12 protein-coding genes are annotated in these 12,551 nt (G+C 60.3%); 5 read left to right on the top strand and 7 right to left on the bottom strand.

The annotated features are described in order from the left end of the window. Positions 1 to 69 precede the first annotated feature (69 nt). The gene (locus CEC48_RS26390) at positions 70 to 552 is read right to left on the bottom strand and encodes a GAF domain-containing protein (protein WP_088426400.1); all 483 of its coding nucleotides are present in this window, start codon (positions 550 to 552) and stop codon (positions 70 to 72) included. Further along, positions 549 to 1,439, bottom strand: a complete 891-nt coding sequence (locus CEC48_RS26395; RefSeq protein WP_088426401.1) for an ATP-binding protein — start codon at positions 1,437 to 1,439, stop codon at positions 549 to 551. Before CEC48_RS26395 ends, CEC48_RS26390 begins: the two co-directional genes overlap by 4 nt. A gap of 167 nt (positions 1,440 to 1,606) precedes the next feature. On the opposite strand from CEC48_RS26395, the gene CEC48_RS26400 reads away from it, so the two are divergent. Further along, complete coding sequence (locus CEC48_RS26400; RefSeq protein ID WP_088426402.1) at positions 1,607 to 3,916, top strand: response regulator; 2,310 nt, start codon at positions 1,607 to 1,609, stop codon at positions 3,914 to 3,916. Here the strand turns inward: CEC48_RS26400 and CEC48_RS26405 are convergent. The 3 genes from CEC48_RS26405 to msrB form a co-directional block, all read right to left on the bottom strand. Further along, positions 3,900 to 4,352, bottom strand: a complete 453-nt coding sequence (locus CEC48_RS26405) for a MarR family winged helix-turn-helix transcriptional regulator (protein ID WP_088426403.1) — start codon at positions 4,350 to 4,352, stop codon at positions 3,900 to 3,902. The genes CEC48_RS26400 and CEC48_RS26405 overlap by 17 nt on opposite strands. After that, the gene (locus CEC48_RS26410) at positions 4,349 to 4,834 is read right to left on the bottom strand and encodes a glutathione peroxidase (protein WP_003209061.1); all 486 of its coding nucleotides are present in this window, start codon (positions 4,832 to 4,834) and stop codon (positions 4,349 to 4,351) included. Before CEC48_RS26410 ends, CEC48_RS26405 begins: the two co-directional genes overlap by 4 nt. A 132-nt stretch (positions 4,835 to 4,966) precedes the next feature. Then, positions 4,967 to 5,359 (bottom strand): peptide-methionine (R)-S-oxide reductase MsrB, encoded by a 393-nt coding sequence (msrB, locus tag CEC48_RS26415; RefSeq protein WP_088426404.1) that lies wholly within the window; start codon positions 5,357 to 5,359, stop codon positions 4,967 to 4,969. 202 nt (positions 5,360 to 5,561) lie between these two features. On the opposite strand from msrB, the gene CEC48_RS26420 reads away from it, so the two are divergent. Together CEC48_RS26420 and htpX are read left to right on the top strand one after the other, a co-directional pair. Next, complete coding sequence (locus CEC48_RS26420) at positions 5,562 to 6,773, top strand: pyridoxal phosphate-dependent aminotransferase (protein WP_058411776.1); 1,212 nt, start codon at positions 5,562 to 5,564, stop codon at positions 6,771 to 6,773. A 314-nt stretch (positions 6,774 to 7,087) separates the two neighbouring features. Further along, complete coding sequence (htpX, locus tag CEC48_RS26425) at positions 7,088 to 7,975, top strand: protease HtpX (RefSeq protein ID WP_076017354.1); 888 nt, start codon at positions 7,088 to 7,090, stop codon at positions 7,973 to 7,975. A 58-nt stretch (positions 7,976 to 8,033) separates the two neighbouring features. Here htpX and CEC48_RS26430 read toward each other — a convergent pair whose 3' ends face one another. Then, the gene (locus CEC48_RS26430; protein ID WP_088426405.1) at positions 8,034 to 8,690 is read right to left on the bottom strand and encodes a thiopurine S-methyltransferase; all 657 of its coding nucleotides are present in this window, start codon (positions 8,688 to 8,690) and stop codon (positions 8,034 to 8,036) included. 101 nt (positions 8,691 to 8,791) lie between these two features. Here CEC48_RS26430 and CEC48_RS26435 point away from each other — a divergent pair, with 101 nt between their 5' ends. Next, positions 8,792 to 9,559 (top strand): class III extradiol ring-cleavage dioxygenase, encoded by a 768-nt coding sequence (locus CEC48_RS26435; protein WP_088426406.1) that lies wholly within the window; start codon positions 8,792 to 8,794, stop codon positions 9,557 to 9,559. A gap of 69 nt (positions 9,560 to 9,628) precedes the next feature. On the opposite strand, the gene CEC48_RS26440 is transcribed toward CEC48_RS26435, so the two are convergent. Continuing rightward, entirely contained in the window at positions 9,629 to 11,302 is a 1,674-nt protein-coding gene (locus tag CEC48_RS26440; RefSeq protein WP_003209050.1) for a DEAD/DEAH box helicase, read from the bottom strand. Positions 11,303 to 11,725: 423 nt separating this feature from the next. Between CEC48_RS26440 and CEC48_RS26450 the strand changes: the two genes are divergently transcribed. Next, positions 11,726 to 12,517, top strand: coding sequence for a crotonase/enoyl-CoA hydratase family protein (locus tag CEC48_RS26450; protein WP_088426407.1), 792 nt, complete (start codon positions 11,726 to 11,728; stop codon positions 12,515 to 12,517). Positions 12,518 to 12,551: the final 34 nt, after the last annotated feature.

The following is a 12,551-nucleotide window of genomic DNA, read 5'->3' on the forward strand; positions in this document are numbered from 1 at the left end:
GCGCCAGGTGCCACGCGATACCCTTGAGTTCTTCGCGAGCAAGCTCGCTCCTACAGGAGGGTCAGCCCATCAACAATCGGTCAACCGCAGAAAAATCGCCGCCAACTGCTCGATGCCGGACTGATCCTGCGGGGTAAACCGCGACAGCGATGGGCTGTCCAGGTCCAGCACACCAATCAAGCGCCCGTCCTTGACCAACGGCACGACCAGCTCGCTGTTCGACGCGCTGTCACAGGCGATATGCCCCGGGAATTCGTGCACATCCTCTACCCGCTGGGTTTGCCGCGAGGCCGCTGCCGCGCCGCACACACCGCGACCAAACGGAATGCGCACACAGGCGATCTGCCCCTGGAAAGGCCCGAGCACCAGCTCTTCATTACGATTGAGGTAGAAGCCCGCCCAGTTCAAATCGTCGAGCTGATTGAACAGGAACGCAGAAAACTGCGCCGCATTGGCAATGAAATCCCGCTCATCCGCCAGCAGTGATTCCAGCTGTGCATGAAGCATGGCGTAACCATCAAGGCCGGTTCCGGACTGTTGCAAATCGATCATGGTTGACGCTCCAACAACTTGAGGCCCACCCAATAGCGGGCGAACTGATAGGCACAACGGCCGTTACGATTGCCGCGCCCGGTTGCCCAGCGCACCGCGAGGATGTCCAGCTCTTCATCGCGTTGCCACTGCAAACCGGCCTTGCTCGCCAACTCACCGATCCAGTGCTCGACCACATCCAGGAAGTGCTCCTGGTTGAACGGGTAAAACGACAGCCACAAACCGAAACGGTCAGACAGGGCGATTTTGTCTTCCACCGCCTCGTTGGGGTGCAGCTCGCCGTCCACGGTCTTCCAGTTTTCGTTATCGCTCTGGTTCTCGGGCACCAGGTGGCGACGGTTGGACGTGGCATACAGCAAGACGTTTTCCGGTGCCTGCTCCAGGGAGCCGTCGAGTACGCTCTTGAGCACGCGGTAATCGCTTTCGCCAGCTTCAAAGGACAGGTCATCGCAGAACAGCACAAAGCGCTGTGGCCATTTGATCAGTTGCTCGACCACCCGTGGCAGGTCCGCCAGGTGATCGCGCTCGATCTCGATCAGGCGCAAACCGGCCTTGGCATGCTGGGCCAGCAAGGCGCGTACCATGGACGATTTACCGGTGCCGCGCGAGCCCCAGAGCAACGCATGGTTGGCCGGCAGGCCGTCGAGAAACTGTTGGGTGTTACGGGCCAATTGTTCACGCTGTTTATCCACACCGATCAGGTCGGACAGGCGCATGTCCAGGCTGACTTCCAGCGGCAACAAAAAGCCGCTGCGACCTTCGCGCTGCCAACGGGCAGCCAGGCAATGGTTCCAGTCAACGGCTTCGCGCGGGGCGGGCAACAAGGGTTCCAGGCGAGCAAGCACCGCGTCGGCACGCTCAAGAAAGGCATTCAATCGAGAATCCACGACTATTCCTCTGGCAAGTTCTTGTAAAAGATGGCGTATTGGCAACCCTGAGGCAGGCCGTGCAGGGCTGCACCGAATAAAATCGATTCATGCCGGGCAAGTTTGAGCCTGTGGATGTTCAGCTATGCTTGCCGGGCGGAAGGAAACGTAAAGTGGTACAGCACCCGATGGATATCAAGTTCGCCCACCGCTTGTCTTATAAACAAGCCAGACTGACAGTGCTGGTCGGATTCGTCTTGGGAACTTTGCTCAGCCTGATACAGATTGGGATTGATTATGCCAGCGAAGACGCGTCCATCAACCGGGAAATACGTGCGCTGATTGAAATCAGCCATAACCCGGCGTCGCGCATCGCCTATAACATCGACGCCGAACTGGCTCAGGAACTGACCCTGGGCCTGCTGCACTCCCCCGCCATCACCCACGCACAACTGATCGACAACAACGGTTTGGTACTGGCCGATGTCCGTCGCCCGCCCAAGGAAAGCACCTACCGCCCCGTCAGCGATTTCCTGTTTGGTGCCAACCGCCAATTCGAAGACCGGCTGTACCTCGCGCACATGCCCAATGACGCCCTCGGAGTATTGCGCCTCGACGTCGATACCTACGCGTTCGGCAGCCGCTTCTTGCACCGCGCCGAGATCACCCTGCTCAACGGCTTTGCCCGTAGCCTGATCCTCACCGGGATTTTACTGGCACTGTTCTATGTGATGCTGACCAAGCCGCTGGTGCGCATTATTCGCGAACTGAGCTCACGCAAGCACGAGCGCCTGGATTGCCCGCCGGGGCACGAACACGACGAGATCGGCGTGCTGGTCAACGTCGCCAATCAGCAGTTTGAAAGCATGGAGACCGAAATCCAGCAACGTCGGCACGCCGAGAACCGCCTGACTGAATACCTCGGGCAACTGGAAGACATCGTCTCTGCGCGCACCACCGAACTCAAGGCGATCAATCATCGGCTGACGCTTTCGAACGACGAGCTGGAAGCGGCGAAGATGACCGCCCTGGCCATGGCCCAGGCACGGGCGGCGTTCCTGGCCAACATGAGCCATGAAATCCGTACACCGCTCAACGGCCTGCTGGGGATGATCGCCCTCTCCCTCGACAGCCCGCTGAATGCCGAGCAACGCCAGCAACTGTCGATCGCCCATGACTCAGGCAAAGTACTGGTGGAGTTACTCAACGATATCCTCGACCTGTCCAAGTTCGACGCCGGCCAGTTGGAGCTGGAATGCATTCCGTTCGACCTCGGCTCACTGGTGGAAGACACCGCCAACCTGCTCTCGCAAAACGCCGCGCCCAGCGTGGAGTTGACGTGCCTGATCGATCCGCTGTTTCCCGCCCAGGTGCTGGGCGACCCGACGCGGGTACGGCAGATTGTCAGCAACCTGCTGTCCAACGCCCTGAAGTTCACGCGATTTGGCCGGGTGGACGTGCGCCTCAGTGCACAGGCTGGCCGGGTCAAAATTGAGGTGTGCGACACCGGCATCGGGATTGCCCAGGACGCCCAGGTGAAGATCTTCCAACCGTTCACCCAAGCCGGCGCGGGCATTACTCGCCAGTTTGGCGGGACCGGCCTGGGCCTGGCGCTGACCCACAACCTGTGCGAGGCCATGAAGGGCCGCCTGAGCATCAGCTCCGAGGCAGGTTTTGGCAGCCAGTTCTGCGCCGACCTGCCATTGCCGACACATGTACCGGCGGTGCGCCTGGCGCCTTTGTCGGGGGACGTGATTGCGATAACCAGCACCAGCAGCGGCCTGGCAGAGCTGCTCAACAGCCTGCTGCCGAGCTGGGGGCTCGCGCCGCGCTGCTACTCCATCGACGACGACTTGAGCGGGCAAAACCCCGACCTGCTGATCACCGACTGCCCCGAATGCCTGTTTCGCCTGCGCCCGGCGATCACCGCACCGATCCTGGTGGTGACCGCCTACGGCAACTTCATGCCCAGCGAAGAAGTCGCGGCCCTGGCACCTTTGCAGCAACAAGCCCGGCCCCTGAGCCGTACGGCGCTGTACCAGATTCTGCAACGCAACTTGCGTACCGATCCGGACCTGGTGCTTGACCTGATCCAACTGGAAACCGGGCCCCTCGCTCACCGGGCGCGCATCCTGCTGGTGGAGGACAACCCGGTCAATCAACTGGTGGCCAAGGGCATGCTCGGCAAGCTCGGCTGCGAGGTGATCGTCGCCGCCCACGGTGGCGAAGCCCTCAAGCTGCTGGAGGAGCAAAGCTTCGACATGGTGTTGATGGACTGCAACATGCCGGTGATGGATGGCTATGAAGCCAGCCGGCAGATCCGCCGCAGCGGGCGCTGGCCGGATTTGCCGATTGTCGCGCTGACTGCCAACGCCATGTCCGAGGAACGCGAGCGCTGCCGGGCGGCCGGCATGAATGACTACCTGGCCAAGCCGTTTCGCCGGGAAGAACTCAAGGCCTTGCTCGACCTATGGGTGCCGACTACGACAAGTCTTTGATCTGCCGTAACAGCTGATCCAGGCCATCACGCAAAGCGTCGGCCTGGTTCAGATCAACCCCGCTTTCACACAACAGCCGTGCCTTCAGGGGGAGCACCTGGTCACGCAGCTCCCGGCCCTCAATCGTCACGCTAAGGTGCACTTCACGCTCATCCAGCGCACTGCGCTGACGCCTGACCAGGGCAAGCTGCTCCAGGCGCTTGAGCAGCGGCGTCAGCGTGCCGGAATCCAGCAGCAGGCGCTCGCCCAAGGCCTTGACCGTGGGCTGTGGCACGGCTGCATCCTGCCATTCCCACAACACCAGCATCACCAGGTATTGCGGGTAGGTCAGGCCCAACTGATCGAGCATTGGCTTATAGGCCCGAGTGACCGCGCGCGAGGCGGCGTAGAGCTTGAAGCACAGTTGGTCGTCGAGGGCCAGGGACAGGTCGGTCATTTGAGCAGGGCTTCAATCTCTTGGGTCAGGTCCTGGGGCTTGGTGGTCGGAGCAAAGCGCTTGACCACCTGGCCGTCGCGGCCGATCAGGAACTTGGTGAAGTTCCACTTGATGCCCTTGGAGCCCAGCAAGCCCGGGGCCTGCTTCTTAAGCTGCACGAACAGCGGGTGCGCGTCGCTGCCGTTGACGTCGATCTTCTTGAACAGTGGGAAACTGACACCGAAGTTCAGCTCGCAAAACTCCGAGATGGCGCCTTCGTTGCCCGGCTCCTGCTTGCCAAACTGGTTGCAGGGAAAGCCCAGCACCACCAGGCCCTGGTCCTTGTAGTGCTGCCAGAGTTCCTCAAGCCCCTTGTATTGCGGGGTGAAGCCGCATTTGCTGGCGGTGTTGACCACAAGAATCGCCTTGCCGGCGAAATCGGCCAAGGTCTTTTGCTCACCCTTGATGGTGGTGCAAGGGATACTCAGCAGGTTGTCGCTCATGGCAGTGCCTCAAAAGAGATAAGAAGAACCGAAAGATAGTAGGCAATTCAATTGTGTGCAATTTAATTGCCCGGATTTATACCTTGATATAACGCCTGCTGCGGACGCGAAGGCCCGCAGCAGCCCTACGGTTTAGCGTGGCACCAGATCCAGGCACACCGAGTTGATGCAATAACGCAAACCGGTCGGCGGCGGACCATCCGGGAACACATGGCCCAGGTGCGCATCGCACTTGGCGCAGGTGACTTCGGTACGGACCATGCCGTGGCTGATATCCCGAATCTCGACCATCGCCTGTTCGGCAATCGGCTCGTAGAAGCTGGGCCAGCCGCAGCCGGAGTCAAACTTGGCCTTCGAATCGAACAGCGGCTCATTGCAGCAGATGCAGTGGTAGACACCGTCGGTCTTGGTGCCGTTGTACTTGCCGCTGAATGGTCGCTCGGTGCCTTTGAGGCGGCACACGTTGTACTGCTCCGGGTCGAGCATGGCTTTCCATTCATCAACGGTTTTCTGCAACTTTTCCATCGGTACACCTCGGCAACTGAAAAAGCCTGATCTGTGTCTTTTCCATGGATCAGGCGGCACGTATGATTGCGCCTCGTCAAAGCGCCAGTCTGGCACCCGCGTTACCGGCATTCAAACGTATTTATGGGTCAGGCCAACGCAGGATTCTCAGCACGGTAGTCTCCACACCGTCTGGATCGTTCATTTTCAGGATCACATCGCCATGCAGGTCAGCAAATCGAACAAGCTCGCCAACGTCTGCTACGACATTCGCGGCCCGGTGCTCAAGCACGCCAAACGCCTGGAAGAGGAAGGCCATCGCATCCTCAAGCTGAACATTGGCAACCCGGCCCCCTTTGGTTTCGAAGCGCCGGACGAAATCCTCCAGGACGTTATCCGCAACCTGCCTACCGCCCAGGGCTACAGCGACTCCAAAGGCCTGTTCAGCGCGCGCAAGGCGGTCATGCAGTACTACCAGCAGAAGCAGGTTGAAGGTGTCGGCATTGAAGACATCTACCTGGGTAACGGCGTGTCCGAGCTGATCGTGATGTCCATGCAGGCCCTGCTCAACAACGGCGACGAAGTGCTGGTGCCGGCTCCCGACTACCCGCTGTGGACCGCTGCCGTAACGCTGGCCGGTGGCCATCCGGTGCATTACCTGTGTGACGAAGGCGCCGACTGGTTCCCGGACCTGGCCGACATCAAGGCCAAGATCACCCCGAACACCAAGGCCCTGGTGATCATCAACCCGAACAACCCCACCGGCGCGGTCTATTCCAAGGAAGTACTGCTGGGCATGCTCGAACTGGCCCGCCAGCACAACCTGGTGGTGTTCTCCGACGAAATCTACGACAAGATCCTGTATGACGATGCCGTGCACATCTGCACCGGGTCCCTGGCCCCGGACCTGTTGTGCCTGACCTTCAACGGCCTGTCCAAATCCTACCGGGTGGCGGGTTTCCGTTCCGGCTGGATCGCGATTTCCGGTCCCAAGCACAATGCCCAGAGCTACATCGAGGGCATCGACATGCTGGCCAACATGCGCCTGTGTGCCAACGTGCCGAGCCAGCACGCCATCCAGACGGCCTTGGGCGGCTACCAGAGCATCAACGACCTGGTGCTGCCACAAGGCCGCCTGCTGGAGCAGCGCAACCGCACCTGGGAACTGCTGAACGCGATTCCGGGTGTCAGTTGCGTCAAGCCCATGGGCGCTCTGTATGCCTTCCCGCGGATCGACCCGAAAGTGTGCCCGATCTTCAACGACGAGAAATTCGTGCTCGACCTGCTGCTGTCGGAAAAGCTGCTGGTGGTCCAGGGCACGGCGTTCAACTGGCCGTGGCCGGATCACTTCCGGGTGGTCACCTTGCCGCGGGTGGATGACCTGGATATGGCCATCGGTCGTATCGGCAACTTCCTGAAGTCCTATCGCCAGTAATGGGCATGGCGCTGTACGGCCCGGCAGTGGTCGTACAGCGATTATCTGGCAACACTTCTCTGCCCTGTGCGGGCCCTTTCGCCTTTTACACTCACCGGTTCCACCCTTACTCGGGCATCACCCTATAATTACAGGGCCGCAAGGTAATCGAGCGAGGCGCCCGAGCCACCCCAGGCGTCGGAAATGCCCTTCAAGGCTCTACATTCAGGCTGTAGGACACAGTTTGAAATAGTCCGTCGGTTGAATAGCCCCATGCTGCACCTTATATACCCCGCAGTACGCGACATATTAAGCATGAGGAGAATTCTACAACCATGATGCGCATTCTGCTGTTCTTGGCCACTAACCTGGCGGTCGTACTGATTGCCAGCATCACGCTGAGCCTTTTCGGCTTCAATGGGATCATGGCGGCCAACGGGGTTGATCTGAACCTCAATCAGCTGCTGATCTTCTGTGCGGTCTTTGGTTTTGCCGGTTCGATTTTCTCGCTGTTCATCTCCAAGTGGATGGCGAAGATGAGCACCAGCACCCAAATCATCACCCAGCCACGTACCCGGCATGAGCAATGGCTGCTGCAAACCGTCGAGCAATTGTCCCGCGAAGCCGGGATCAAGATGCCCGAAGTCGGGATCTTCCCGGCCTATGAAGCCAACGCCTTTGCCACGGGCTGGAACAAGAACGACGCCCTTGTGGCCGTCAGCCAGGGCCTGCTGGAGCGGTTCTCGCCCGACGAGATCAAGGCGGTGCTGGCCCACGAGATCGGCCACGTGGCCAACGGTGACATGGTCACCCTGGCGCTGGTCCAGGGCGTGGTGAACACCTTCGTGATGTTCTTCGCGCGGATCATCGGCAATTTCGTCGACAAGGTGATCTTCAAGAACGAACAGGGCCAGGGCATGGCCTACTACGTGGCGACCATCTTCGCCGAACTGGTACTGGGCTTCCTCGCCAGCTCGATCGTGATGTGGTTCTCGCGCAAACGGGAATTCCGTGCAGACGAAGCCGGCGCACGCCTGGCCGGTACCGGTGCAATGATCAGTGCCCTGCAACACCTGCGCTCCGAGCAAGGTCTGCCGGTGCACATGCCGAACACCCTGACTGCCTTTGGCATCAACGGTGGTATCAAGCAGGGCATGGCTCGCATGTTCATGAGCCACCCGCCGCTGGAAGAGCGGATCGATGCATTGCGTCGTCGCGGCTGATAGCCAGTAGCGACAAGAAAAAGGGGCGATCCAATCGCCCCTTTTTTGTGGCCGCGATTCAGCCCTTGGCCAAGCGATACACCCGCTCTTCCAGGCGTGTGACACCGTCCTGAACAAACTTCCAGCTCTCCCCCAGGATGTCCTGTTCCTCCAATACATCCAGGCTCCACTGCGCACCAAGCAGCAGCTTCACTTCCTCGTCGCTCACCGCAAACGGCGGGCCTGCCTTCTGCGACTGCTCATAGTCGAGGGTGATCAACAGTCCGCGACTGCCTTCCGCCAGGATCCGGTTCAAGTGCGCGGCATACTGCTCCCGCATCAACGGCGGCAAGGCAATCAATGCGGCCCGGTCGTAAAACGCCGTGCAGCCAGCCACCGCGCCGGCATCCAGCGCAAAGAAATCCCCGCACCACAGCTCGATGGCCCCGGCTTGAAAAACTTTGAATGGCCCTCGCTGACTGATTTGCGGCGCCAGCTCCTGCTCGCTGAAAAACGCCTCAACGGCCTTTTCCGACAGCTCAACCCCCATCACCCGATGCCCAACACTCGCCAGCCACACCAAGTCCAGGCTCTTGCCGCACAACGGCACCAGCACCTGCGCCCCGCTGGCCGCGCCCAGGACCGGCCAGTGGCGCAGCAGGTAAGGGTTCACCTCGGGCAGATGGAAACCCGTCTGATTGCGCGACCAACGCTCATGCCAAAATCCAGGTTCCATGATTCACCCTAAAACTTGATCAAATAGCGCTAAAACTTATATTAGATTTAGATCAATGATCTGATTGAAGATGGTCCCATCTTAACCCTCAGGACCCGCTCATGCTCCCTAGCCTGTTTATCTCCCACGGTTCGCCCATGCTCGCCCTGCAACCCGGTGCCAGCGGCCCGGCACTCAAGCGCCTGGCGGCCGAGTTGCCACGGCCCAAGGCCATTGTGGTGGTCTCGGCGCACTGGGAAAGCCAGGGTTTGCTCGTGACGGGCAGTGCCGCACCCGAGACCTGGCACGACTTCGGCGGCTTCCCACGGGAACTGTTTGCCGTGCAGTACCCGGCACCCGGTGACCCGCAGTTGGCAGCCCAAATTGTACAATTGCTCAAGGCTGATGGCCTGGAGGCGCGCATTGATGACCAGCGCCCCTTCGACCACGGCACCTGGGTGCCCCTGTCGCTGATGTACCCGGCGGCCGATATTCCGGTGGTCCAGGTGTCGCTGCCAAGCCGTATGGGCCCTGCCCTGCAAACTCGTGTCGGCCACGCACTGGCGAGCCTGCGGGAACAAGGCGTGCTGCTGATCGGCTCCGGCAGCATTACCCACAACCTCGGCGAACTGAACTGGCACGCCGGGCCGGAAAGCATTGAACCCTGGGCCCGGGATTTCCGCGATTGGATGGTGAGCAAGCTGGCAGCCAATGACGAAGCCGCCTTGCACGACTATCGCCGCCAGGCACCCCATGCCGTGCGTAGCCACCCCAGCGATGAGCATTTGCTGCCACTGTATTTCGCCCGGGGCGCAGGCGGTGAATTCAGCGCCGCCCACCAAGGCTTCACCATGGGCGCGCTGGGCATGGACATCTATCGTTTCGCCTGATCGCAGGCAAAAAAAATCCCCGAACCAGTCGGGGATTTTTTATGTTCGATCAATCAGCCCGGGGGCGGATCAATCTTCGCGGTAGCGACGCAGCTTCAACTGCTTACCGGCAACGCGAGTGTCCTTCAGCTTGGTCAGGAGTTTCTCCAGGCCATCTTCCGGCAGCTCTACCAGGGAGAAGCTGTCACGCACCTGGATGCGACCGATCGCTTCACGTGCCAGCCCACCCTCGTTGAGGATAGCGCCCAGCAGGTTCTTGGCAGCGATGCCATCACGCGCGCCCAGCGCGGTACGGCAGCGAGCACGGCCTTCAGCCAATGGAACCGGAGCACGACGCTCACGATCACCACGGTCCGGACGGTCACCGGTACGTTCTGGACGATCACCGCGCGGGGCGTTGTTCGGCACCAGTGGACGTTCTTTCTCGATCGCGGCCAGGGTCAGCGCCTGACCGTTGGTAGCCTTGCGCAGCAGGGCTGCAGCCAGGGCACGCGGGGTGCAACCGATATCGGCAGTCAGGCGGTCCAGCAGGTCGCCGTGGGTCGATTCAGCGTCAGCCACCAGCGGCGACAGGCTGTTGGTCAGTTTCTTGATGCGGGCATCGAGAACGGCCTGGGCATCCGGCAGGCGGACTTCAGCAACTTTCTGACCGGTTACACGCTCGATCACTTGCAGCATGCGGCGCTCACGTGGAGTCACCAGCAGCAATGCACGACCTTCGCGACCCGCACGGCCGGTACGGCCGATACGGTGAACGTAGGACTCTGGATCGTAAGGCATGTCAACGTTGAACACGTGGGTGATACGTGGAACGTCGAGGCCACGGGCCGCAACGTCGGTCGCCACAACGATGTCCAGACGGCCATCCTTGAGGGAGTCGATGACGCGCTCACGTTGGTTCTGGGCAATGTCACCGTTCAGCGCAGCGGCTTTGTAGCCTTTGGCTTCCAGGGCACTGGCCAGGTCCAGGGTCGCTTGCTTGGTGCGCACGAACATGATCAGGGCGTCGAAGTCTTCGACTTCCAGCAGGCTCAATACAGCCGAGGTCTTCTGGTCAGCGTGAACCAACAGGTGAGCCTGTTCGATCGCGGTAACGGTCTGAGTCTTGGTCTGGATTTTAACGTGTTGCGGATCGCGCAAATGGCGTTCGGCAATGGCACGGATCGACTGTGGCAGGGTAGCCGAGAACAGTACGGTCTGACGGGTTGCTGGCAGCGCCTTGAAGATGACTTCCAGGTCGTCCATGAAGCCCAGCTTGAGCATTTCGTCAGCTTCGTCCAGAACCAGGTGGTTCACGGTCGACAGTACTTTTTCGTCGCGACGCAGGTGGTCGCACAGACGCCCCGGAGTGGCGACAACGATCTGTGCGCCGTTACGGATTGCTTTCAGTTGTGGGCCCATAGGCGCGCCGCCGTAAACGGCCACAACGGTAACGCCCGGCATTTGCTTGGCGTAGGTTTCGAAAGCGGTTGCTACTTGCAGCGCCAACTCACGGGTTGGCGCCAGGATCAGGGCTTGCGGCTCGCGCTTGGCAGGATCGATGCAGTGCAGGATTGGCAGGGCGAACGCGGCGGTTTTACCGGTACCGGTTTGCGCTTGGCCAATCATGTCTTGGCCGGCCATGATGATCGGGATCGATTGCTGCTGAATAGCCGAAGGTTCTTCGTAGCCAGTCGCGATGACGGCAGCAAGAATATTCGGGTTAAGATTAAAAGCGGCGAAGCCGCCGGTTTCCTGGGTCATGGGTCTGCCTCTAAGTGCATCCGCAAAGACCCATGCTCCAAAGCTGCGCATGCCGTGTTGAGACTCAAGAGTCGCCCTGGCTGCTTTGTCGGCGGGGATTTGCGAAAACGAATGAATGAAAAAGATTCGTCAAGGAAGAGTCCGCTGTGCGGACGAGCAGCCGAAGCTGACTTCGGGGAATTGCGCTACCTAAACGCGGCCCGGTTAAAGGCCGGCGCGCACTATACCGGAAATCGCTGAAAAAGGGAGCTTTTTTTATCGGAAAACACAGGTAAACGGCTCTGCATCAAAGGCTTTGCGCATCGCCGCGACTGGGTCTATTTTTCAAAGGCCCGGCCCCGTTGGTCATGACGCTTAAACGGTTCACCCTTAACAGCGGGCCCTTCGGTCCGAAACCTCCCTTTGCGCCCGAGGGCACACCCCATGAACCAAGCCACCAGCAGCCGCGTCAGCCGTGAACAACAGGGCCATATCCTGTTGTTGGGCCTGGATCGCGTGGCCAAGCGCAATGCGTTCGATCTGGAATTGCTCAATGAGTTGAGTCTGGCGTATGGCGAATTTGATCGCAATGATGAGGCGCGGGTGGCCATTGTCTTTGGGCATGGCGATCATTTTACCGCCGGGCTGGATCTGGCCAATGTGGGGCCGACCATGGCGCAGGGATGGCAGCCACCGTTGGGTGGCTGTGATCCGTGGGGTGTTTTCGCGGGGCCTCGGGTCAGTAAGCCGGTGATTGTTGCAGCCCAGGGGTACTGCCTGACGATTGGGATCGAGTTGATGCTGGCGGCGGATATCAATCTGTGTGCCAGTAATACGCGCTTTGCGCAGATGGAGGTGCAGCGTGGGATATTTCCTTTTGGGGGCGCGACATTGCGGTTTCATCAGGTTGCGGGGTGGGGGAATGCCATGCGCTGGTTGCTCACTGGGGATGAGTTTGATGCCCATGAAGCGCTGCGGTTGGGGTTGGTGCAGGAGGTGATGGCCAGCGAGGATTTGCTGCCACGGGCGGTGGCGTTGGCGAACCGTATTGCGCAGCAGGCACCGCTGGGGGTGCAGGCGACGCTGATGTCGGCGCGACAGGCGCGGATTGAGGGGGAGACTGCGGCGGCGGCCGGGTTGCCGGTGTTGGTGGAGAAGCTTCTGAACAGTGAGGATGCCAAGGAGGGCGTGCGGGCGATGGTCGAGAAGCGGTCCGGGGTGTTTAGGGGGTGTTGATGGGGCGGGGTACATATCCGTTGCTGCGGTAACG

Source organism: Pseudomonas sp. K2I15 (genome assembly GCF_002204795.1).
Classification (GTDB): Bacteria; Pseudomonadota; Gammaproteobacteria; order Pseudomonadales; family Pseudomonadaceae; genus Aquipseudomonas.

What these genes read in the sequence shown, in the direction of transcription:
- htpX (WP_076017354.1), top strand. Translation starts at nt 7,088, where the DNA reads ATGATGCGCATTCTGCTGTTCTTGGCCACTAACCTGGCGGTCGTACTG.
- CEC48_RS26440 (WP_003209050.1), bottom strand. Translation starts at nt 11,302, where the DNA reads ATGACCCAGGAAACCGGCGGCTTCGCCGCTTTTAATCTTAACCCGAAT.
- CEC48_RS26450 (WP_088426407.1), top strand. Translation starts at nt 11,726, where the DNA reads ATGAACCAAGCCACCAGCAGCCGCGTCAGCCGTGAACAACAGGGCCAT.
- CEC48_RS26410 (WP_003209061.1), bottom strand. Translation starts at nt 4,834, where the DNA reads ATGAGCGACAACCTGCTGAGTATCCCTTGCACCACCATCAAGGGTGAG.
- msrB (WP_088426404.1), bottom strand. Translation starts at nt 5,359, where the DNA reads ATGGAAAAGTTGCAGAAAACCGTTGATGAATGGAAAGCCATGCTCGAC.
- CEC48_RS26430 (WP_088426405.1), bottom strand. Translation starts at nt 8,690, where the DNA reads ATGGAACCTGGATTTTGGCATGAGCGTTGGTCGCGCAATCAGACGGGT.
- CEC48_RS26400 (WP_088426402.1), top strand. Translation starts at nt 1,607, where the DNA reads ATGGATATCAAGTTCGCCCACCGCTTGTCTTATAAACAAGCCAGACTG.
- CEC48_RS26435 (WP_088426406.1), top strand. Translation starts at nt 8,792, where the DNA reads ATGCTCCCTAGCCTGTTTATCTCCCACGGTTCGCCCATGCTCGCCCTG.
- CEC48_RS26420 (WP_058411776.1), top strand. Translation starts at nt 5,562, where the DNA reads ATGCAGGTCAGCAAATCGAACAAGCTCGCCAACGTCTGCTACGACATT.
- CEC48_RS26405 (WP_088426403.1), bottom strand. Translation starts at nt 4,352, where the DNA reads ATGACCGACCTGTCCCTGGCCCTCGACGACCAACTGTGCTTCAAGCTC.
- CEC48_RS26390 (WP_088426400.1), bottom strand. Translation starts at nt 552, where the DNA reads ATGATCGATTTGCAACAGTCCGGAACCGGCCTTGATGGTTACGCCATG.